This is a genomic window from Faecalibacterium sp. Marseille-Q4896 (assembly GCF_017377615.1).
Taxonomy (GTDB): domain Bacteria; phylum Bacillota; class Clostridia; order Oscillospirales; family Ruminococcaceae; genus Faecalibacterium; species Faecalibacterium taiwanense.
The window spans coordinates 96,763-118,846 of sequence record NZ_JAFREG010000007.1; the positions used below are offsets into that span (position 1 = coordinate 96,763).

General features: G+C 58.8%; 17 protein-coding genes and 5 tRNA genes. 10 read left to right on the forward strand and 12 right to left on the reverse strand.

Annotated features, from left to right (window positions below; genetic code table 11):
* Nucleotides 1-42 precede the first annotated feature (42 nt).
* Entirely contained in the window at nt 43-420 is a 378-nt protein-coding gene (locus J3348_RS11195) for a PH domain-containing protein (protein ID WP_097775338.1), read from the reverse strand.
* Nucleotides 421-563: 143 nt separating this feature from the next.
* Between J3348_RS11195 and J3348_RS11200 the strand changes: the two genes are divergently transcribed.
* Nucleotides 564-1,553: a nucleoid-associated protein gene (locus tag J3348_RS11200; protein ID WP_005945773.1), complete on the forward strand. Its 990-nt coding sequence runs from the start codon at nt 564-566 to the stop codon at nt 1,551-1,553.
* A 192-nt stretch (nt 1,554-1,745) separates the two neighbouring features.
* Here J3348_RS11200 and J3348_RS11205 read toward each other — a convergent pair.
* The 5 genes from J3348_RS11205 to J3348_RS11225 all read right to left on the reverse strand — a co-directional run bounded on the left by J3348_RS11205 (nt 1,746) and on the right by J3348_RS11225 (nt 2,331).
* Nucleotides 1,746-1,821: transfer RNA gene (locus J3348_RS11205), tRNA-Gly, on the reverse strand.
* 30 nt (nt 1,822-1,851) lie between these two features.
* A tRNA-Phe gene (locus J3348_RS11210) sits at nt 1,852-1,927 on the reverse strand.
* Between the two features lie 169 nt (nt 1,928-2,096).
* Nucleotides 2,097-2,170 (reverse strand) — tRNA-Asp (locus J3348_RS11215).
* A 3-nt stretch (nt 2,171-2,173) separates the two neighbouring features.
* Nucleotides 2,174-2,249: transfer RNA gene (locus J3348_RS11220), tRNA-Val, on the reverse strand.
* Nucleotides 2,250-2,255: 6 nt separating this feature from the next.
* Nucleotides 2,256-2,331, reverse strand: a tRNA-Gly gene (locus J3348_RS11225).
* 341 nt (nt 2,332-2,672) lie between these two features.
* Between J3348_RS11225 and J3348_RS11230 the strand changes: the two genes are divergently transcribed.
* Nucleotides 2,673-3,515, forward strand: a complete 843-nt coding sequence (locus J3348_RS11230) for a sulfide/dihydroorotate dehydrogenase-like FAD/NAD-binding protein (RefSeq protein ID WP_044954207.1) — start codon at nt 2,673-2,675, stop codon at nt 3,513-3,515.
* A gap of 1 nt (nt 3,516) precedes the next feature.
* The gene (gltA, locus tag J3348_RS11235) at nt 3,517-4,911 is read left to right on the forward strand and encodes an NADPH-dependent glutamate synthase (RefSeq protein WP_005945766.1); all 1,395 of its coding nucleotides are present in this window, start codon (nt 3,517-3,519) and stop codon (nt 4,909-4,911) included.
* Nucleotides 4,912-4,993: 82 nt separating this feature from the next.
* Here the strand turns inward: gltA and J3348_RS11240 are convergent, their stop codons facing one another.
* Both J3348_RS11240 and J3348_RS11245 read right to left on the reverse strand, forming a co-directional pair.
* Nucleotides 4,994-5,650, reverse strand: coding sequence for a sortase (locus tag J3348_RS11240; protein ID WP_207699002.1), 657 nt, complete (start codon nt 5,648-5,650; stop codon nt 4,994-4,996).
* An 80-nt stretch (nt 5,651-5,730) separates the two neighbouring features.
* Nucleotides 5,731-6,714 carry a Na/Pi symporter gene (locus J3348_RS11245; RefSeq protein WP_207699003.1) on the reverse strand — a complete coding sequence of 328 codons (984 nt, stop codon included), beginning with the start codon at nt 6,712-6,714 and terminating at the stop codon, nt 5,731-5,733.
* Nucleotides 6,715-6,916: 202 nt separating this feature from the next.
* Between J3348_RS11245 and J3348_RS11250 the strand changes: the two genes are divergently transcribed.
* The 3 genes from J3348_RS11250 to J3348_RS11260 are packed head-to-tail and all read left to right on the forward strand — an operon-like array spanning nt 6,917 to nt 11,539.
* The gene (locus J3348_RS11250) at nt 6,917-7,423 is read left to right on the forward strand and encodes a MarR family transcriptional regulator (protein ID WP_242702969.1); all 507 of its coding nucleotides are present in this window, start codon (nt 6,917-6,919) and stop codon (nt 7,421-7,423) included.
* On the forward strand, nt 7,420-9,726 hold the full coding sequence (locus tag J3348_RS11255) for an ABC transporter ATP-binding protein (protein WP_097775333.1): 2,307 nt from the start codon (nt 7,420-7,422) through the stop codon (nt 9,724-9,726). The genes J3348_RS11250 and J3348_RS11255 overlap by 4 nt, the downstream gene beginning before the upstream one ends.
* Before the next feature lies 1 nt (nt 9,727).
* A complete protein-coding gene (locus J3348_RS11260; protein ID WP_120080204.1) occupies nt 9,728-11,539 on the forward strand; it encodes an ABC transporter ATP-binding protein in 1,812 nt (603 codons plus the stop codon).
* A 213-nt stretch (nt 11,540-11,752) separates the two neighbouring features.
* On the opposite strand, the gene J3348_RS11265 is transcribed toward J3348_RS11260, so the two are convergent.
* Nucleotides 11,753-12,676 carry a LysR family transcriptional regulator gene (locus J3348_RS11265; RefSeq protein WP_207699004.1) on the reverse strand — a complete coding sequence of 308 codons (924 nt, stop codon included), beginning with the start codon at nt 12,674-12,676 and terminating at the stop codon, nt 11,753-11,755.
* A gap of 172 nt (nt 12,677-12,848) precedes the next feature.
* Between J3348_RS11265 and J3348_RS11270 the strand changes: the two genes are divergently transcribed.
* The 4 genes from J3348_RS11270 (at nt 12,849) to J3348_RS11285 (ending at nt 18,816) form a co-directional block, all read left to right on the forward strand.
* Nucleotides 12,849-14,879 carry an FAD-binding protein gene (locus J3348_RS11270; RefSeq protein ID WP_207699005.1) on the forward strand — a complete coding sequence of 677 codons (2,031 nt, stop codon included), beginning with the start codon at nt 12,849-12,851 and terminating at the stop codon, nt 14,877-14,879.
* 201 nt (nt 14,880-15,080) lie between these two features.
* Nucleotides 15,081-16,001 carry a MoxR family ATPase gene (locus tag J3348_RS11275; protein ID WP_207699006.1) on the forward strand — a complete coding sequence of 307 codons (921 nt, stop codon included), beginning with the start codon at nt 15,081-15,083 and terminating at the stop codon, nt 15,999-16,001.
* Complete coding sequence (locus J3348_RS11280) at nt 16,001-17,755, forward strand: hypothetical protein (protein ID WP_207699007.1); 1,755 nt, start codon at nt 16,001-16,003, stop codon at nt 17,753-17,755. The genes J3348_RS11275 and J3348_RS11280 overlap by 1 nt, the downstream gene beginning before the upstream one ends.
* Nucleotides 17,756-18,063: 308 nt before the next feature.
* Entirely contained in the window at nt 18,064-18,816 is a 753-nt protein-coding gene (locus J3348_RS11285) for a hypothetical protein (protein ID WP_207699008.1), read from the forward strand.
* 47 nt (nt 18,817-18,863) lie between these two features.
* Here the strand turns inward: J3348_RS11285 and J3348_RS11290 are convergent, their stop codons facing one another.
* From J3348_RS11290 to J3348_RS11300, 3 genes are all read right to left on the reverse strand, one after another.
* Entirely contained in the window at nt 18,864-20,147 is a 1,284-nt protein-coding gene (locus tag J3348_RS11290; protein WP_207699009.1) for an amidohydrolase family protein, read from the reverse strand.
* Between the two features lie 135 nt (nt 20,148-20,282).
* Nucleotides 20,283-21,260: a substrate-binding domain-containing protein gene (locus tag J3348_RS11295; RefSeq protein ID WP_207699010.1), complete on the reverse strand. Its 978-nt coding sequence runs from the start codon at nt 21,258-21,260 to the stop codon at nt 20,283-20,285.
* Between the two features lie 72 nt (nt 21,261-21,332).
* On the reverse strand, nt 21,333-22,082 hold the full coding sequence (locus tag J3348_RS11300; RefSeq protein ID WP_154260446.1) for an amino acid ABC transporter ATP-binding protein: 750 nt from the start codon (nt 22,080-22,082) through the stop codon (nt 21,333-21,335).
* Nucleotides 22,083-22,084 lie beyond the last annotated feature (2 nt).

The following is a 22,084-nucleotide window of genomic DNA, read 5'->3' on the forward strand; positions in this document are numbered from 1 at the left end:
GTCCGGTCTCGGGCGGGGAGCCTGCTGTTTTAAAGGAGTTATTTACAGGATGCACCGGCTGATGGCGTTGGCGACCGCAAACAGTTCCTGCTGGCCGATAAAGCCGAACTTTGCCTCGTGTGCGTCCGCAAAGCAGACGGTCAGCTGCGATGCCTGCACCGGGTCGCCAAAGCCTGCCGTCTGGATCCCGAAGTGCAGCACCTTGCGGTACGGCAGCACAAAGATCTGCTGCCGGGTTCCGGTAACGCCCTGCATATCCACCATGATGATGCGGTGGGTGGTAAAGATCACCTGATCGCGCACCGTCTTGTAGGCACCCACGATGCTCTCACCGTCCAGCAGCAGTGCGCGGGCATTTTTGCAGATGTCCTTTTCCTGAAGGCGGATGAGGTTTTCCATTGGCTTATCACGGAATTCCATGGTTTTTGTCCCCTTTCCTGCGTGGTTTTCTGCCCTTATTGTAGCATTCCTGCAGGCGGTTTACAAGATGTGCTCTCGCCTTTTGGGCCGGGCTGTGCTATACTGTATGCCAAAGAGATTCTTATAAAAACGAGGTAACTCCCATGGAGATCATCATTCATCAGGCCATTCTGCACGTGCTGGACACCACCATGGATGCGCCTGTACTCAGCGGCAGCGGCATGGAAATGACCGCCGAAAAGACCGCCTATTTCCAGTACCACATCGAAAAGCTGCTTGCCAGCGACGATATCCGCCAGTGCCGCCCGCTGCCGGATTCCGCCTTTAAAAACGAGCTGGAGCACAACCACGATTTTGTGGACCTCTCCTGCCGCATCGCGGGCGTTCTGTTCGACTACATGCACGCGCACACCACCATTCCGGGGGCAGACCTTGCCGTGGTGGATTTTACCCGCGATGGCGAGCCGTGGCTGGGCATCCTGAAGCTGAACTACAAAAACGGCTACACCCACTACACCGAGAATGTGGAGGGTGCCCCGGTGAACTCCATCATACAGCAGCGGGCCTGCCTGCCCAGCCAGAGCGGCAAGGTGGAGGAAGGTGCCCTTGTCAATCTGACCGACTACTCCATGAAGCTGCTGGAAAAAAAGTTCGACATCGACGGCCACAAGGATTTTTACCTTTCCACGGTAGTGTTCCAGTACACCACCGCCCAGCCGGAAAAGAAAAAGCTGCAGGCCATTCAGGAAGCCGCCGTGCAGGCCGTGCAGGAAAACTACGCAGATCAGCCCCACGTAGAGGCTCAGGTCGCGATGCTGATCGCCAATCAGGCCGCAGACAACGACAATCAGGTATCCATCCAGCAGGTGCGTCAGCAGTTGGAAGAGGAATATCCCCTTGCCGCCGTGCCCTTTGATGATTATGTGGAAAAGAGTGATGTGCTGGAAGCGCCTGAGCAGCCCGTGACCGTGACCCCTGCGCGCATCCGCCGCATGGAGAGCCGCAGCATCCACACCGCCAACGGCATTGAGGTGAAGATTCCCACCGAACTGCTCAACTCGGACAACGAGGTGGAATTTCTGCACAGCGACGACGGCAGCATTTCGCTGCTCATTAAAAATGTGATCCTGTAAGAAACGATTTAAAATTGTCTCCGCGCACGGATTGCGCTCCGACAATATCAGCGGAATCATTATTTTCATATTTGCAAAAGCCGAAAAATCTGCGGATTTTCCGGCTTTTCTTTTTTCACAGGAAGGAGCCGTAACGAGAAACAACAAAAAAGCCATCGTTTTTGCATTTCTGCATCAACGATGGCTTCGTATTGGAGCGGCCGACGAGGCTCGAACTCGCTACCTCCACCTTGGCAAGGTGGCGCTCTACCAGATGAGCTACGGCCGCATATTGGAAACCCTGCTGGATTTCCTTAGCTGGTGCCTCCGATCGGAATCGAACCAATGACACGGGGATTTTCAGTCCCCTGCTCTACCGACTGAGCTACAGAGGCATAAGCGGTGCAATTATCCCTGCACCCTCCCGAGCGATTCTCGCGAATTTCGGGGCCCCCGCGAAAGCTTGCGAAGCAAGATTTTGTGGGGAAGAGGAGGAATTTCAGAGTTTGTTACGGCGGTCTTACTTGTAAGACTGCCAGACAAACGACTGACATTCCGACGAAGCGACCCGGATCGGGCTCGAACCGACGACCCCCAGCGTGACAGGCTGGTGCTCTAACCAACTGAGCTACCGGGCCAAATGGTGGAAGTTAACGGGCTCGAACCGCTGACCCTCTGCTTGTAAGGCAGATGCTCTCCCAGCTGAGCTAAACTTCCACAAAATGGAGCGGCCGACGAGGCTCGAACTCGCTACCTCCACCTTGGCAAGGTGGCGCTCTACCAGATGAGCTACGGCCGCACATTCCATGTGTTTGTGCCGGGCTGTTTACCGGCGACGCTGATTATTATACCGTACCGCCCGGCAATTGTCAACCACAAATTTGCATTTTCTGCAAAAAAGTTGGAAACCCACCTGTCTGTGTTCAAAAGGCTTCACTTTTGCGGGCTTCACCTGTGTCATCATTCAAGTTTGTCACGGCATACACGAAGAAAATTGATTTGCTTTCCCTTTTGTAAACTATTATAATGGAAAGTGTCATTTTGTCGCCTGTAAGAGCTGCGTCTGTTATGCCGCTGAGGGCATACAGGCGCGTTTTCGTGCGCAGAAATAGGAAAAGCCAGCATAAAGGAGCAAACACAATGTATAAGATCACTGAAAAAGTCGCGCTGAATCCCACCGTGACGAAGATGGTCATTGAAGCCCCGCTGATCGCCAAAAAGGCAAAGCCGGGCCAGTTTATCATTGTGCGCCCGTTTGAGGACAGCGAGCGCATCCCCCTGACCGTGGCCGGTTACGACCGCGAAAAGGGCACTGTGGATATCATTTTCCAGATCGTGGGCGGTACCACGATGGAGCTGAACAGCCTGCAGGTGGGCCAGAGTGTCCACGACTTTGTAGGCCCGCTGGGCCGCGCCACCGAGGTGGAAGGCCTGAAGAAGGTATGTGTCGTGGGCGGCGGCGTAGGCTGCGCCATCGCTCTGCCCATTGCCCGTGAACTGCACGAGCAGGGCTGTGTGGTGCACAGCGTGGTGGGCTTCCGCAATAAGGACCTGCTGATCCTTGAGGACGAGTTCAAAGCCTGCAGCGACGAGCTGCGCATTATGACCGACGACGGCAGCTATGGCACCAAGGGTGTTGTTACCGCTGCACTGGACGAGCTGGTGGCCGCCGGCAACCAGTACGATCTGGTCATCACCATTGGCCCGCTGATCATGATGAAGTTCGTGGTCAAGACCTGCCAGAAGCATGGCCTGAAGAGCATCGTTTCCATGAACCCCATCATGATCGACGGCACCGGCATGTGCGGCGGCTGCCGCCTGACCGTTGGCGGCGAGACCAAGTTCGCCTGCGTGGACGGCCCCGACTTTGACGGCGATCTGGTGGATTTTGATGAGGCAATGGCCCGCGGCACCATGTACCGCCCGTTTGAGGCACACGCCCGTGAAGCGGCATGCAATCTGCTCAATCAGGAGGTAAAATAAGATGGCTTTCAATATGGACCCGAAGAAGTGCCCCATGCCCACGCAGGACCCCAATGTGCGCAACAAGAACTTTAAGGAAGTTGCACTTGGCTACACCGAAGAAATGGCCGTGAACGAAGCAAAGCGCTGCGTGCACTGCAAGAACAAACCCTGCCAGACCGGCTGCCCTGTGGGCATCGATATCCCCGAGTTCATCGGCCATGTGGCCGAGGGCGACTTTGAAGCCGCTTATCAGGTGATCAACCGTTCCTCTTCCCTGCCCGCTGTCTGCGGCCGTGTATGCCCGCAGGAGAGCCAGTGCGAGGGCAAGTGCACCCGCGGCATCAAGAACGAGCCGGTGGGCATCGGCCGCCTGGAGCGCTTTGTTGCCGACTGGCACCGCGAGAATGTGCACACCGCCCCCATCGTGCCCGAATGGAACGGCCACAAGGTGGCCATCATCGGCGCAGGCCCTGCCGGCCTGACCGCCGCAGGCGATCTGGCAAAGCTTGGCTACAAGGTCACCGTTTACGAGGCCCTGCATGTGGCCGGCGGCGTGCTGATGTACGGCATCCCTGAGTTCCGTCTGCCCAAGGCCATCGTGCAGCAGGAAATCGACGGCCTGAAGAAGATGGGCGTTGATTTTGAGTGCAATATGGTCATTGGCAAGGTGCTCACCATCGACGAGCTGATGGACGAGTACGGCTACGAGGCCGTGTTCGTAGGCTCCGGTGCCGGTCTGCCCCGCTTCATGGGCATCCCCGGCGAGAGCCTGAAGGGCGTCTACTCTGCCAACGAGTTCCTGACCCGCTCCAACCTGATGAAGGCTTATCTGCCCACCAGCAAGACCCCCATCCGCACCGGCAAAAAGGTCGCCGTTGTGGGCGGCGGCAACGTGGCTATGGACGCTGCCCGCAGCGCCCTGCGTCTGGGTGCCGAGACCGTGTACATCGTCTACCGCCGCGGCATGGCCGAGCTGCCTGCCCGTAAGGAAGAGGTGGAGCACGCCGAGGAAGAGGGCATCATCTTCAAGACCCTGTGCAACCCTGTGGAGATCCACGCCAACGACGAGGGCTTTGTCAAGTCCATCACCTGCATTGAGATGGAGCTGGGCGAGCCGGATGCTTCCGGCCGCCGCCGCCCCATCGAAAAGAAGGGCAGCGAGTTCGAGCTGGATGTGGACACGGTCATTATGAGTCTGGGCACCAGCCCCAACCCGCTGATTCGCTCCACCACCCCGGGTCTGGAAACCAACAAGCACGGCTGCATCGTTACCGACGGCGACGACGGCAAAACCAGCCGCGATGGTGTGTACGCCGGCGGCGATGCCGTGACCGGCGCGGCCACCGTTATCAAGGCCATGGGCGCAGGCAAGGCTGCTGCAAAGGCCATTGACGAGTACATTCAGAGCAAGTAATCCCCTGTGAAGGTGGGCACCGCCCACTGAATACCGGATATGAAAAATCCCCTGTGCACTGGCACAGGGGATTTTTTGCATCTTATTCTGCGGTCTCCGTTGTGAGCGCCGGGTAGCCCGTCCGCACGCACCGCACAGCGCACCGGGCGCTGCCGCCGGTGGTGCAGGTAAAGAGGGTCAGATCCCATTCATCGGACTCCTCCGTCTTTTCGGTCATTTCCTCAATTTGTGTGGGCTGCAGGTTTTCTACATAAGAGACCTCGTAGGTCCAGCGCATACCGTCCATATCCGTAAAATAGACCTGCGCGCCCTCGGTCAACCACTTGATGGGGCTGAAATGCTTTGCATAGTTGTGGGCGCAGACCACCATGTTATCCGCATAGGTGGAACCGGAGTAACGGCCCGGTGCGATTTTCAGACCCGCATAGCTCCACTGGCTCATCACCGGCAGTTCCAGCCCGATGGACGGAATGGACAGATAGCCGATGTAATCCCAGCCGTTCAGTTCGGTCACGGTCATTTCCTGCGTGGGGTCCAGCTCCGGCTGCAGCGCCACGGTATCCGATTTTGCTTTTTCCTCAATGGCAGCGTTCAGGGTCTGCTCCAGCTCGCCCAGCACCTCCTGCGAGGCCTTGTCTGCACGGGATGCATCCCACTTGTTATAGGCCAGCAGGGCTGCTGCCGCAAGGATCAGCAGCGCGCCCAGCACCATACACATTCTTCCGATTTTCTGTCGCATAGCAATGTTTCCTTTTTGTTTCGCAGTAGGTTTCATCCCTTTCAGTATATGCGCAATTGGTATGTTTGTCCAGTAAAAACTTACCGCACTGCCCGGTCCGGCACAAGGCGGCACACAAACCGCACCATCAGCGGGGTCAGCGGCAGCCACACCAGCGTGCACACCACATTGAACAAGGTGTGCGCATTCGCGATCTGCCGGGCGATCACGGCAAGCTCCGGCCCTTTGGGCGAAAGTGCAGCCGTCAGCCGCACATACAACGGCAGACCGGCGCAGAACACCGCCGCGCCGGTCAGATTGAACACTGCATGGGCCGCAGCCACCCGCTTTGCGTCCCGGCTTGCGCTCAAGGATGCCAGCACTGCCGTGATGGTGGTGCCGATATTATCGCCCAGCAGCACTGGCAGCGCACCCGCAAGACCCAGCAGACTGCTGCCGTCCAGCCCGGGGCGGGCTGCAAAGTTCTGCAGCAGGGCAATGGTAGCCGAGCTGCTCTGCACTGTCAGGGTCATGCCAAGCCCCGCCAGCAGCCCCAGCCATGGGTGCTGCCGCACCCGACCCAGCCAGTGCACAAACACCGGGCTTTGCGCCAGCGGTTCCATAGCAGTGCCCATATCGGCAATGCCCTCGAACAGCAGGCCAAAGGCGAACACCGCCCGGCCAATGGCCCGGGCCTTCCGCCCCGCACAGGCAAAGCAGAGCAGCAGCCCGGCCAGCAGCACAAGGCCGCGCATATCTTCCAGCCGGAAAGCCAGCAGCTGTGCGGTAACGGTGGTTCCGATGTTGCAGCCAAAGATCACCGGGACCGCCTGCCGCAGGGTCAGCAGGCCCGCACTTACAAAGCCCAGCACCATTACCGTGACTGCCGAGCTGCTTTGCAGCACCGCCGTGACCGCAGCCCCCGCCAGCACGCCCCGCACCGGGCTGCCGGTCACAGCGGCCAGCAGGCTTTTCAGGCGGCTGCCTGCCGCTGTTTCCAGACTGTGGCTGAGCGCATCCATGCCGTATAAAAACAGTGCCAAGCCGCCAAAAAGTGTAAAAATTCTTGTCAGGTTCTGTTCCACTGCCGCCGCCCCTCCCGCAGAAACGTTTCTTATTCTATTTATGCAGCTGCCGGGCGGTTCAGGCTTTCTGCCGTTCTCCCCTTTTTGTGAACTTTTTTAAAATTATCCTAAACTGCCCTTGCATTCTGGGTGCCGGAGGAATATTATTGTCAGGCGTTAATAGTTAACAGCTGTTAAGCATTTTGCAATGAGGAGGGATAGAATGTTGAACGAGACCGAAGCCGCCGCGAGCTTTCACGGTCTGTGCCATTTTTTTGGACGGCTGAGCAAGGCATCCCGGGCCGGCATGAAGGCGGCTCTGCGGGGCTGTCCCAAATGCCACTTTCCCATGCTGGAGGGTCTGGCTCACACGATCAGTACCCGCGGGCAGAACGGAGCGGTGTATGTTTCCGATTTTGCCCGGGAGGCACACCAGCCGCTGCCGGCCATCAGCCGCAGCCTGCGCCAGCTGGAACAGGACGGCCTTGTTCTGCGCGAAGCGGACCCGGCTGACCGGCGCAAAACGCTGGTGCGCATCACGCCGGAGGGCTACGCCGCCTGTGCCCGGTGTGAGGATGCACTCAGCGATTATTTTGCCTGCGTGATGGCCCGGCTGACACCGGAGCAGGTGCAGCAGATGAATACTTTGCGCGGCGCACTGATGGACGCCATCCTTGCGGAAAACGCTTCCCGTGAAGCAAAAAACAACGAAGGGAGAACCGAACTATGACGAAAATTTTCAAGCAGCTGGCCCGGCACTGGGCCGTCTGTCTTGTGGTGTTCGCGCTGCTGTTCGTGCAGGCGTACTGCGATCTTTCGCTGCCGGACTACACCAGCAGGATCGTGGACACCGGCATCCAGCAGGGCGGCATTGAAAGCCCCCTGCCGGAAACGATACGCCAGAGCACGCTGGATGCCCTCACGCTTTTGATGAGCGAAGAGGACGCCGATGCGCTCCAGAACGCCTACGGGTATTATCTTCAGGACGACGGCGTGCTGAAGCTGCGCACCGACCTGACCGATGACGAGCGCACCGCGCTGGAGGATGCCGTCACCACGCCGGACATCGTGCTGTATATGGCCGCCGCGCAGGCAGCGAACGCCCCCGCCGGGCAGGACACCATGGGCATGACCGGCCTTGCTGACATGCAGGCGGCATCCTCTGAGAGCACCACCACGGATAGCGAGACCGTCACCCCCACTGCCGAAGATCTGGACACCGTATGCGCCCAGTTTGCCGCTATGAGCCAGATGCCCGGCTTCACCCGCGAAGCTGTCCAGCAGCAGCTGGCCGGTGCTTTTGCCAGTCTGGATGATACCCTGATGGAGAACCTCAAAAGCCAGTCCATGCTTCTGGTGCAGCTGGAATACGAGGCTCAGGGCATTGCCCACGATGTGCAGATGCGCTATCTTTACCGCGTAGGCGGCCAGATGCTGGGCCTGACTTTGCTGATGGTGGCTGTGTCCATTGCGGTGGGCTTCCTCGCCTCTCGTGTGTCCGCCGCCATTGGCCGCGACCTGCGCCGGGAGACCTTTGCCAGCGTCATCGGGTTCTCCAATGCAGAGATCGAGAATTTTTCCACCGCATCTCTCATCACCCGCACCACCAACGACATCCAGCAGGTGCAGTTCGTCTGCGTCATGCTGCTGCGCATGGTGGCCTATGCGCCCATTCTGGGCATTGGCGGCGTGCTGCATGTGCTGAACAGCAGCACCGGCCTTTCCTGGATCATCGTGCTGGATGTGGCCGTTCTGCTGCTGCTCATCCTCTTCCTGATGAGTGTGGCCATGCCCAAGTTCAAGATCATGCAGAAGCTGGTGGACCGGTTGAACCTCGTCAGCCGCGAGATTCTGACCGGCATCATGCCGGTGCGTGCCTTCAGCCGTGAAAAGTTTGAGGAGGAGCGCTTCGACAAGGCCAACAAAGACCTGATGAGCACCCAGCTGTTCACCAACCATGCCATGGTTGCCATGATGCCCTTTATGACCCTCATCATGAACGGCACCAGCCTGCTGATCGTCTGGTTCGGCGGCAAGGCCATGGACAACGGCACCATGCAGGTGGGCGAGATGATCGCATTCATCACCTACACCATGCAGATCGTCATGTCCTTCCTGATGCTGGCCATGGTGGCCGTCATGCTGCCCCGCGCCGGTGTGGCTGCGGAGCGCATCGACGAGGTGATCCGCACCAAAGCCACCATCAACGACCCGGACGAAGCTGTTGCAAAGCCCGCGCAGGAGCACGAAAACTGGCAGGGTGAGGTAGAGTTCCACGATGTGAGCTTCCGCTTCCCGGGTGCGGACAGCGATGCGCTGGAGCACATCAGCTTTACCGCAAAGCCCGGCGAGACCACCGCCATCATCGGCTCTACCGGCTGCGGCAAATCCACCCTGCTCAACCTCATCCCCCGCTTTTATGATGTCACCGGCGGCAGCGTGACCGTGGATGGCATCGATGTGCGCAATATGCCGCAGGCACAGCTGCACGACCTGCTGGGCTATGTGCCCCAGAAGGGCGTGCTGTTCAGCGGCACCATCGACTCGAACCTGAAGTTCGGCGGGGAGCACATCACCGATGCCGATGTAAAAAAGGCTGCTGCCATTGCGCAGGCCACCGAGTTCATCGACGCAAAGCCCGAGGGCTACCAAAGCCCCATTGCACAGGGCGGCTCCAATGTGTCCGGCGGACAGAAGCAGCGCCTTTCCATTGCACGCGCCATTGCCAAGGACCCCAAAATTTATCTGTTCGACGACAGCTTTTCTGCCCTCGACTTTAAGACCGATGTTGCCCTGCGCCGTGCACTGAAAGCCCAGACCGATAACGCTACCGTTATCATTGTGGCACAGCGCATCTCCACTGTGCTGCACGCAAACCAGATCCTGGTTCTGGACGAAGGCCGTCTGGTGGGCAAGGGCACCCATGCCCAGCTGATGGCTTCCTGCCCGGAGTATCAGGAGATCGCCCGCAGCCAGCTGAGCCAGAAGGAGCTGGACCTCAAATCTCTGAATACCGAAAAGGAGGGTGAGTGATATGCCAAGACCCGGACGCATGACGACCGAACGCGCCAAGGACTTCAAGGGCACCCTGCTGCAGCTTGTGCGCACCCTTGGCCGCTACCGCCTTTCGCTCGTTACCGCCATTGTATTTGCCATTCTTTCTACCATCTTCAACATTGCAGGCCCCAAGGTGCTGGCAAAGGCCACCACGGCTCTTGCCACCGGCTGGATCGCCAAGCTGCGCGGCACCGGCAGCATCGACTTTGTGTATATCGGCCGCATCCTGCTGTTTTTGCTGGGCATGTACCTGCTGAGCAGCGCCTTCAGCTTTATTCAGGGCTGGCTCATGACCGGCCTTTCCCAGAAAGTCTGCTACGACTTCCGCAAGCAGATCAGCGAAAAGATCAACCACCTGCCCCTTGCCTACTTTGAAAAGCGCACCGTGGGCGAGGTGCTGTCCCGCATCACCAACGATGTGGACACGCTGGGCCAGAGCCTGAACCAGAGCATCACCCAGCTCATCACCAGTGTGACCACCATGATCGGCGTGCTGGTCATGATGCTGTCCATCAGCCCGAAGATGACCCTGATCGCCCTGCTGATCCTGCCGGTCTCGCTGGTGCTGGTGCTCATCGTGGTCAAGTTCAGCCAGAAATACTTCAAGGCACAGCAGGCCATTCTGGGCGTCGTGAACGGTCAGGTGGAAGAAGTCTACTCCGGCCACAACGTGGTCAAAGCCTTCAACCGCGAGGCCGTGGTGCTGAACGACTTCAACGCCGCCAACGATAAGCTGTACGAATCCGCATGGAAGAGCCAGTTTCTCTCCGGCCTGATGATGCCCATTATGAACTTTGTGGGCAATCTGGGCTATGTGGCAGTGGCCATCGTGGGCAGCATTTTTGCGTCAAACGGCACCATTACCATCGGTGACATTCAGGCCTTCATCCAGTACGTCAAGAACTTCACCCAGCCCATCCAGCAGCTTTCTCAGGTGTCCAACATGCTGCAGAGCATGGCCGCTGCCGCTGAGCGGGTGTTCGAGTTTCTGAACGAGCCGGAAGAGGATCAGCAGGCAGACCCAGCCCGCCGGGCCGACCCCGGCTGCATCAACGGTCAGGTGACATTCAGTCATGTCCGCTTCGGCTACACCCCGGACAAGACCGTCATCCACGATTTCAGCTGCGAGGTCAAGCCCGGCCAGAAGGTGGCTATCGTCGGCCCTACCGGCGCGGGCAAAACTACCATGGTCAAGCTGCTCATGCGCTTCTATGATGTGGATTCCGGTTCCATCACCCTGAATGGCCACGATGTGCGTGACTTTGACCGCAGCGCCCTGCGCGAGGGCTTCGGCATGGTGCTGCAGGACACATGGCTGTTCAAGGGCACCATCATGGAGAACATCCGCTATGGCCGTCTGGATGCTACCGACGAAGAAGTGATTGCCGCCGCCAAGGCTGCCAATGCCGACCACTTTATCCGCACCCTGCCCGGCGGCTACCAGATGGAGCTGAACGAGGACGCTTCCAACGTGAGTCAGGGCCAGAAGCAGCTGCTCACCATCGCCCGCACCATTCTGGCAGATAACCGCATCCTGATTTTGGACGAGGCCACCAGCAGTGTGGATACCCGCACCGAACAGCGCATCCAGACCGCCATGGACCGCCTGATGGAGGGCCGCACCAGCTTTGTGATCGCACACCGTCTTTCCACCATCCGGGACGCCGACCTCATCCTTGTGATGCGAGATGGCGACATCGTGGAGCAGGGTACCCACGACCAGCTGATCGAAGCAGGCGGCTTCTACGCCGACCTGTACAACAGCCAGTTCGAGGACGTGGTGGAGTAAGCTGCCCGTCATCGCAGTATAAGCACAAAAAGAGCACCTGCTGCCTTCGGAAAGGAAGGCAGCAGGTGCTCTTTGTTTACCCTCTCAGTCATCGCTACGCGATGCCAGCTCCCCCGAGAGGGGGAGCTTTTCAGCAGTTACCGGTCAGCTGCAATAGAGCTCTCCCTTCGGGAGAGCTGGCGCGAATGCGCCTGAGAGGGTTTTCTTTTTTCTTTATTCCTCCACCGCTTCCAGCTTCAGGCCGAACAGCTTTTCCGAGAGGGACGGCAGCAGCTGCTGCAAAGCGCGGACATAGGCCATTACCACCGGGTCCTCGCGCTTTTGTCCCAGCACGACGCCGAACCGGTGTCCCCTGCCCCAGTCCAGCACCCGCGCAAAGCTGAGATCCGGTCTGCGGTAATAGACTGCAGGAACCATCTTGAGCGCAGGATCCCCATAGGATGCGCTGCGGATGCCGCCCACCGGCGTAAAGTTCACTCCGCGCTCCAGCCCCTCCTGCAGCAGGCTGGTCTCGTAGACGGTCTGGTACATCTCTTTGACGGGCAGCCAGCGGTATTGCAGCGCCTGCTCCAGACTCAGCCTGCCCACCGGCATATCGGCGGGCGGGTGGATGGGAATGCACAGCTCCGGCACATAAAGCAGCGGGATAAAAGCGAACCCCTGCGCGTAAAATTCCGCACTTTCCAGCTGGAAAGAAAGGTCCGCGTCCCCTTTTTTCAGGCTGCGCCAGACCTCGCTGCGGCTGGCGCACTGCATCATAATAGACGTGTATTGCAGACACAGCTCGTTCGTCAGAGAAAACAGGTCGTATCCGAACATCCGCATGGCCTCATGGCTCCATGCAATGACCAGATGCCGTTCCGGCGGATTTTCCTGCTGCTGTACCGCACGGGCATGGCGCACTGCCTCCTGATACAAGGCCGTCAGCTGCTTTGCCTTGGGGTAAAAGTCCCGGCCTGCCGGGGTCAGGATCACCCGGCGCGGTACATGCTGAAACAGTTCAAACTGCAATTGCCCTTCCAGCGTGCGGATCTGCTGCGAAAGCGCCGACTGCGAAAGATACAGTGCCTCTGCTGCTGCCGAAAAACTGTCCATCTCTACGATCTTCACAAATCCTTCCAGTGCACTCTGGTTCATCTGCGCATCCTTGCTTTCTTATATTAGTATTTCCTAAATTATAATATAACATAATTGAATTGTAAAGTGCGTCACTCTACGCTACAATTGTTAAAGATTCAGCAAAGTGGTTTTTACCTTGCTGCGCGATGAGAAGAAAAACAAGAAGAGAAAAGAGAAAGAGAGCGTACCTATGAACAAGATCTCCCGCAAGGGCTTTCTGAAAATCGCCGCTGCCGCCGCCATGAGCGGTGTGACCGCCGGCGCACTGGCTGCTTGCAATTCTGCCTCCAGCTCCACTGCCTCCGGTGCCGCCGGTCAGTACATTCCCGGCACCTACGAGGGCACCGCCGAGGGCATCTCCTCCACCGTCAAGGTCACCATGACCTTCTCCGACAGTGCTGTCACCGACGTGGTGGTGGACACCTCCGGCGAGACCGCTTCTTTCGGCGCTGCCGCTGCCGATGAGCTGCGTGAGCAGCTGCTGGCTGCTGGTTCTGCCGAGATCGACGGTGTTTCCGGCTCCACCATCACCTCCGATGCTGTGATGAAGGCTGCCAAGAGCTGCTACGCACAGGCAAAGGGTGAGGCCGTGGTGTCCAGCGTGCAGCTGCCCACAGGCGACGCAAACGACTGGCTGGGCAAAGAGCCTGATATCGACGAGACTGCCATCACTGAGACCGTGGACACCGACATCCTCATTGTGGGTGCAGGCAACGGCGGTATGTTTGCTGCCGCCTATGCAGCTGCGAACGGCCTGAATTTCCGCGTTATTGAGCAGAACGCCAACGTACAGGACACCCGCCACTGGTACGGCGCTATCGACTCCGCTGCCGCCAAGGAGGCCGGTGAAAAGCCCGCCGACCGCGCCAAGCTGCTGAGCGAGATCTCCCGCTACGCCTCCGGTAAGTGTGACCAGCGCGTCGTCAAGACCTGGATCAATGAGTCTGCCGCTATGCACGACTTCATGCGCAGCATTCTGGAAGATAAGTACGGCTGGGTGTGCGATTTCACCTCCGGCAGCGAGGCTGCATGGCCCACAGAGAATGCTGAGCACAATACCGACTACCTCTTCCCTGTGCAGGAGCATAACTACATGGCCAGCGAAAGCGCATCTGGTCTGGCCCGCAACGAGCTGCTGCTGCAGTACATTCAGGAGCTGGGCTACGATGTGGACTTCAAGACCAGTCTGGCCAAGCTGGAAAAGAACAGCGAGGGCCGCATTACCGGCATCATCGCCCAGAGCACCGAAGATGACCACTTTATCCGCTACAACGCCAACAAGGGCGTGCTGCTGGCCTGCGGCGGTTTCCCCGGCAACCCCTACATGATGGAGCAGCTGGACCCGCTTGGCACCAGCGTGACCACCGCCTGCTCCTACTCCCCCGCCGACAAGGGCTACGGCATCCGCGCTGCTGTATGGGCCGGTGCCAATCTGGACAAGGAAGCCGCTCCCATGCTGTTTGACCGCGGCGTTGTTGCCCCCGGCGTGGATGGCGGCTATGTGGATAGCGACACTGCCTTTGGCGGCAAGGCCTTCCCCGGCAAGATCCGCCAGTACAACCCCGGTACCCAGCCCTTCCTGAAGGTGAACCGCAACGGCGAGCGCTTTGCCAACGAGAGCTGCCCCTACAACGATATCGTCTACGCTGCCGCCCACCAGCCGGGCCGCGTCTACGCACAGATCTGCGATGCCAACATTCTGGAGGACGCAAAGCGTTTCCACACCATCGGCTGCTCTGCCCAGACCCGCAACGGCGGCGAGAAGTACATTCAGGGTAAGATGGACGAGGCTATTGAGGCCGGTGCATTGTTCAAGTGCGATACGCTGGACGAGCTGGCTGACAAGATGGGCTTTACCGGTGCTGCCAAGGACACCTTCCTTGCTACCGTGGAGCGCTACAATGAGCTGTACGACAAGCAGAACGATGAGGATTTCGGCAAGCCCGCTTACCGCCTGAGTGCCATCCGCACTGCGCCCTTCTATGGCTGCTGGCTGGGTGCCTCTCTGCTGACCACCGAGCAGGGCATTGCCATCAACGAAAAGGGTCAGGCGCTGGACAACAACAACCAGCCCATGGAGGGCCTGTATATCACCGGTGATATGTCCGGCAGCTTCTTTGCCAACAACTACCCCTGCCTGATGGCTGGTGTGGCCATGGGCCGCACCCTGACCTTCGCCATGAAGGCCGTCAAGCAGATGTCGGGTCTGGATAACGCCTGATCCAGCGCGGTTTTCCGGCACAACTTAAGCGTTTTTCCATTTCTTCTTTCTTCATGAAGAGAGGCGGTCCCTGTTTGGGGCCGCCTCTCTTTGCCATTTTTTCGCCACGTGCCCCCTACACAAATCCCCACGATTGTGCTATGATAAAGCTGAACAGCCGGTTTGTGCCAGACAACCGGCAAAATCGAGGTGTTTGTACAAATGTCTGATCTCCTTGAAACTCTGCAGCAGGAAGGGGTAGACCCCGCTCTGCTGGAAGCAGTCCAACAGTACCGCGCTGCCCATGCCCTGCCGGACGCACTGCGCCCGCGCATCCCTTCCCCTGCCTTTACCTACTACGGCAAACAGGTGTGGGAGCAGGCGCTGGCGGCGCTGCTCTGCGGCGAAAACCTGCTGCTGGCAGGCGGAAAAGCCACCGGCAAAAACGTGCTGGCCGAAAACCTTGCCGCCGCCTTTGGCCGTCCTGCGTGGGACATCTCCTTCCATGTGAACATGGATGCAGCATCCCTCATTGGCATGGACACTTTTGCGGACGGTCAGGTGGTGTTCCGGCCCGGCCCGGTATACCGCTGCGCCCAGTGCGGCGGCTTTGGTGTGCTGGATGAGATCAACATGGCCAAAAACGAAGCGCTGGCCGTGCTGCACGCGGTGCTGGACTTCCGCCGTGCCATCGATGTTCCCGGCTACGACCGCATCCCGCTGGCGGAGGAGACCCGCTTTATTGCCACCATGAACTACGGTTATGCCGGCACTCGTGAGCTGAACGAGGCCCTCACCTCCCGTTTCGTGGTCATCCAGATGCCCACCATTACGCAGGACGATCTGGAAAAGCTGCTGCGGACGCAGTTCCCCGATCTTGCTTCCAAGTATGTGCGCCAGTTTGCACTGCTGTTCCTTGACCTGCAGAAAAAGTGCGACAGTGCAGAAATTTCCACCAAGGCGCTGGATCTGCGCGGTATGCTGGATGCCCTGCGGCTGATCCGGCGCGGCATCCCGGCAGGCGCGGCACTGGATATGGGCATCACCAACAAAGCCTTTGACTCCTATGAGCAGGGCCTGATCCGTGATGTGATCGCAGCGCGCATTCCGGCCAAGCTGGATGCCGCCAAGCTCTTTGGCTGATGGACGCCCAGAGCTACACCGCGCAGGAGCGGCGTGCGGCCAATCAGGTCTGGGCTGCTGCAGGAGCCTATGGCTTTGAGCCGCTGTTTCTGGCCCGCTATACCGACGGCACCACCGATTTTTACATGAACACTGTCGTGGGCCTCATCCACAAATATTACGGTGACGCGCTGATCCGCAGCGTCTTTGACGCATGGGACGGTGATCTGCGGCAGACCATGCTGGACGACATGACATGGCTGTATCTGGAAAACGCCGCCTATCGGCTGGAGCTGCCCCGCCGCCCGGTTCTGGAAGCGCTGCGCCATGCCCATGCAGATTACTTTTTTGCGATTCAATACAAGCTTTCGCGGCAGGAGTGGATGGCAAAAAATCAGCTGGTGTACACCATGCAGGCTGCACGCTGGCGGCGTGTGCTGGGCCGTGCCGACCCGGTGATGACCCCTTATGAGTCCGGCCTTGCTGCGGCTCTTTCCCCGGAAAAAGCGCCGGCAGCGGAACAGCTGAAAGCCGAAATTTTATCGATCTACGCAAAATTCAACCTGTTCGACGGCACTGTGCACCAGAGAGCAGCTTTGCATCTGCATCTGGACGGCCTGCTGGCAAAGCTTGCCACCAAAGCCATGCCCACCCAGATGATCAAAACGGACCGCGTGACCGTGGAACACTCAAGCTCCGTGGATGCTGTGGGCGGCGGGCTGGCGGTGGACAAGCGCCGGGCCCACATCACCCTGAAGCAGAATGCCGCGCAGGACAGAGCCTACATCGAAAGCTGCTTCGGCCGCTCTCTCTACCCGCCGGAACGGCTGCGCAAGGCTGAGCAGGAGCTTTGCGTGGGCGACCATCTGGGGTGCCATTTGTGGTTCAGTGCCGGTGTGCCCAGCCCGGAGCAGGCTCCCACACCGGAAGCAAAGCATCTGGCTGAACAGGCTGAGCTGCAGGCCGACCGCAACCGCGCTTATTACGCCAAAAATCGGGAACTGCACCGCAGTGTGGTGCTGCGGCTTACCGAGCAGATCCGCAACTGCATCCTTGTGCACCAGCAGCCCAACGCCCGTGTTGCCCGCAGCGGCAACCTGAACGCTGGGCGCATCTGGCGCGCACCACTTTTGAACGATGACCGGGTGTTTTTGTGTGCCGAGGAAGAGAACCAGCCCTCTTTTACGGTAGACCTTTTATTGGACGCATCCGCTTCCCGCCTGCACTGTCAGGAAGTGATCGCGGCTCAAGGATCCATTTTGGCCCAGAGCCTTGCGGCCTGCGGTATCCCGGTGCGGGTGTCCAGCTTCAGCAGCCTGCGGGGCTACACCGTACTGCGTGTGCTCAAAGGCTTTGCAGACAAAAACCTGCAAAACATCAACCGATATTTTGCTTCCGGCTGGAACCGTGACGGCCTTGCCCTGCGGGCAGCAGGCGACCTTTTGCGGTTTGCGCCCGGTCCTGCGCCGCGGCATCTGCTCATCGTGCTGACGGACGCTTCGCCCAACGACAGCCGCCGCATCCCGCCCAGTGCAGAAAACCCGCTGGGCTGCGGTTACGAGGACGCTGCCGGTGTGGCTGACACTGCCGCGCAGGTGCGTGCGCTGCAGCGCATGGGCATCCGGGTGTCGGCTGTGTTCATGGGTGAGGACAGCTCTGCCGGTGCCGCTGCACAGATCTACGGCAAAAACATGGCCCGTATCCGCGGCATGGACCAACTGGCCCGCGCGGCCGGGCGGCTGATTCAGAACGAGATCCGTGAACTGGGCGATTGAACCATATTTTACCAGAACAGCCCACAGATGGGAGGCTTTGGCCTTGCCGTCTGTGGGCTGTTTTTGATACAGAACACAACTGATTCGCTCTTGCAACAACCATGTTTCGGGTCGTTGTTGCAGGATGCGCGGAAATATTTTGTTTTTCTACAAACTTATAGTTGTTTTTCGTTGTGAAGTATGCTATACTATGTTCAGTCAATAAAACATTCCTGCGTAAGCCGCCTGCTGTGCACCGGGTCGTTTGGCGCAGTGCCCATCCGTTATACAACGAACTGCTGTGTTATAGTTTCAGGAGGGAACCGATCATGGATGCCAACCGTTATTTTGATGCCATGCACAACGCTATGTCAGCTCAGCACCCCGGTGCGCAGCTGCTTTTAACGGTAAAGCTGCAGGACACCTGCGGCAACGATGCCTGCCTGGAGCTGAAGCAGCTGCCCGGTGAGAGCACCTCCATTCTGTGCTACTCCACCATGGGTCGCCGCTGCCTGAACTTCCAGCTGTTCCGCAAGGGCTGGCAGCTGTGCCACAACGCCGATGGCCAGCTGGTAGGCCGCTTCCCTTCCAGCGCCGACGGCCTGATCGACGAGACCGATTTCCGCGCCTACTGCCGGGAAGACCGGCTGGATCTGGCCCGCACCCAGCGCATCACTGCCGAGCTTCGCCAGTGCGCCGGTATCGATTATCAGGGCAGCATCCCGCAGAACGCCCGCACCGGTGCCGTTATTACCGTGGAGAGTTTTGTAGGGGCCGGTGCTCGCTGGACCTACTGGAGTCAGGATGTTCTGCCCAGCCTGCCGCTGGGTGCCATCCTCTACTGGCTGGCGGATCATCTGGCCGGTGCCGAGCGCCGCACCCTGCAGGCCGACCCGCAGGCAGCCCGCCTTGCCGCCCAGTGGCTGGCCGGTGATACAGCCGTATTCTTCCATCCGTCGGTGCCGATGACCGCCATGAATACGGTCTCTTCCGGCTCTGCACCCGCACGCCGCCGCACCACTGTGCCCGCTGCCCGCAACAAGAGCTGGCAAAGCATCATGGCCGTGATGGCAGGCATGTGAACGAAAAAGCAAGGAAAGACCGATCGTCTCTCCTTGCTTTTTCAGTATTATTCGAGGTACGGGTCCAGCAGGGCATCCACCGTTTTGTTCCGCTTGGGGTTCGGCTTTTTGATCACATGGCCGCGGCAGACCACCAGTTCCAGATGCTGCAGCGCACGCAGGTCTTCCAGTGGGTTGTGCTTTGTCACAATAAAATCTGCGCTCTTGCCCGGCTCAATGGAACCGGTCACGTCTCCTACTCCGGCCAGCTGAGCATTGCGCAGGGTGGCCGTGTACAGGGCGAACTGGTTGCTTACACCGCAGTATTTGTGGAAGTAGCACAGCTCCCGCCAGAAATCGTACTGGGTGATGTACGGGCAGCCTACATCGTTGCCCAAGGCCACCGGGATGCCGTTGGCAAGGGCGGTCTTTGCGCTTTCCACCACACCGTCAAACACGATCTTGCCGTTATACTGGTCCTTTTCCGATGCACCGGAAACCGCCGTATCAAACAGTGCGTAGGGCAGCGCCGGGGAGATGGTGGTGCACACAAAGGCTCCCCGCTCCTTGTAAAGCCGGATGGTCTCATCGTCCATCTTTGCTCCGTGCTCAATGGAATCCACGCCGTTTTCCAGCGCCACCTTTACGCCTTCTGGCGACTCGGTGTGTGCCGCCACGGTATAGCCCAGCTTGTGGGCCTCGTCGCAGACGGCTTTGACCATTTCCGGCTTCATTTTCAGCTCTCCGGGCGTTCCCTTTTCCGCAGCATCCAGCACACCGCCGGTGACCATCAGCTTGACAAGATCCACCTTCTGTCCGCTGGCCTTTTTGAGCTGAGCAAGTGCTTCGGCATTGTTATGGGCCGCAACTGCCACCGAGCCCGCCATGTGTCCCCCGGGCACCGAAATGCCCTCGTTGGCAGCAAGGATGCGCGGTGCCAGCAGTCTGCCTGCAGCGGCATCGTCCCGGCAGCGGGTGTCAAAATCTGCAATGCCGCCCACGGTGCGGATGGTAGTCACGCCACCCAGCAGTTCCAGCTTCGCGTAGCTGCATACCAGCCTGTAGGCCACCGCACGGGTCAGGCCATTGCTCAGAATTTTGCGCACCAGCGCAGCATTATCCCGCGGCTTTGCGCTGGGCTTGCCGTTGCCTGCCAGATGCACATGCAGGTTGATCAGGCCCGGGCACAGATAGCCTCCGTGCAGATCGATCACCTCATAACCGTCCAGATTCACGCCCTCATCGACAATGGCAGTGATTTTATCATCCTCGGTCAGCAGGATTTTGTGCTCTACCGGCTGCATCTGCTCGGTGCCATCCAGCAGGAGCCCGTTCGTATAGGCACGTTTCATCGGGAACATCCTCTCTTTTTCAGGTTTTTTCGGACAGGAGTTGTTTTATTTCAGTATAGCACGTTCCGGCAGATGGTGCAATGCAAAAACGGGCAGGAAAGGTTCAGCCCTCTCCTGCCCGCTCGGTGTTTTTATTTACTGTGCGGCTGCGCTGGAAGCTACTTCGGAAGCAGCAGCCTCAGAAGATGCGGCTTCCGAAGAAGCAGCTTCGCTGGATGCGGCATCTGCGCCGCCGGTCACGCCGCCCTCAACGACCAGCTCATCCTCATAGTCAAGGCCGTAGGTATCCACCAGAGTCTCCTCATAGTCCTTGTGGAAGAAGTTCTCCTCGCCCAGAGCCTTGATCTCCTCGTTCAGCCAATCCAGAACGGTGGTGTTGCCCTGGCTCACAGCGGGAGCAATGGTGTCCTGACTGCCCAGAGAGGGAATGCCGACCGTGTAGCCGGTGTTCTGCTTTGCAAATGCAATGACCTCGGTGTTATCGTTGGCCCATGCCACGCCGTTGCCGTTCTCCAGTGCATTCTTGGCCGTTGCATAGGAATCGTACTTCTGCAGCGGAATGTCGGGGTACTCCTTGGTCAGGTAGGTCTCGGCCGTGGTGCCGGAAATGACGATCATCTGGTCGTCAGCGTTCCAGTTGTCCAGAGTGGTGATAACGTTGCTGTCCGGAGAAATGACACCCAGAGCCACGTTCATGTACGGCAGAGCAAAGTCCACTTCCTCTGCGCGCTCCGGGGTCACGGTGAAGTTTGCCAGGATCACATCCGCCTTGCCGGTCTGCAGGTACTCGATGCGGTTTGCAGCCTCGGTAGAAACAAAGTTGATCTCTACGCCCAGATCCTCGCCCAGACGGCGTGCAAAGTAGACATCATAGCCCTGATATTCGCCGTTCTCGTCCACATAGCCGAACGGGTTCTTATCGGAGAACACGCCGATGTTGATGGTGCCGGACTCCTTGATCTGATCCAGAGTGCGGTAGACCACGCTGCTGCCGGATGCTGCAGTTGCAGTAGAAGCAGAAGAAGAGCCGCCGCATGCGGTCAGAACAGCGGCAGCGGAAACTGCACCCAGACCCAGCAGGAAGGAATGACGAGAGATCTTAGACTGTTTCATAATGATTACTCCTTTACAAAATCTTTCCCATTTGGCTGCGGAACACCCGCAGCCTTTATCTTGATCTGTGACTCATTTCACAGCATCAAACGTGAAGGTGCGCAGGAAGCGTTGCGCGCGCTCGGTCTTGGGCTGGTCAAAGAACTCGGCCGGTGCAGCTTCTTCCACGATCTTGCCGCCATCCAGAAAGATGACGCGGTTGGCAATGGCGCGGGCAAACTGCATTTCGTGGGTGACAATGATCATGGTCTTGCCCTGCTTGGCAAGGTCCAGCATAACGTCCAGCACCTCGCGCACCATTTCCGGATCAAGGGCAGCGGTCACTTCGTCAAACAGAAGGATCTCCGGGTGCATACACAGTGCGCGCACGATGGCAACGCGCTGCTTCTGTCCGCCGGAAAGCTCCCGCGGGTAGCTGTTTTTCTTGGCAAGCAGGCCCACACGGTCCAGCAGAGCTTCAGCCTCCTGCTGCACTTCCGCTTTGGGGCGCTTCTGCACCTTGGTGGGTGCCAGAAGCACATTGTCCAGCACCGTCATGTGCGGGAACAGCTCGTAGCTCTGGAACACCATGCCGATGCGCTGGCGCAGCTGAGTCAGATTTTTACCGCCGTAGGCAACGGTCTCATTGCCCAGCCGCACCCGGCCGCTCTGGGTGGGCTCCAGACCATTCAGACAGCGCAGCAGGGTGCTTTTGCCGCAGCCCGAAGGGCCGACCACCACGATGACCTCGCCGGGCTTGACAGCAAAGCTGATATCATCCAGCACGGGGGTCTCGCCATAGGCCTTGATCAGATGTTCAACAGTCAAAATAGGTTCTGCCATGT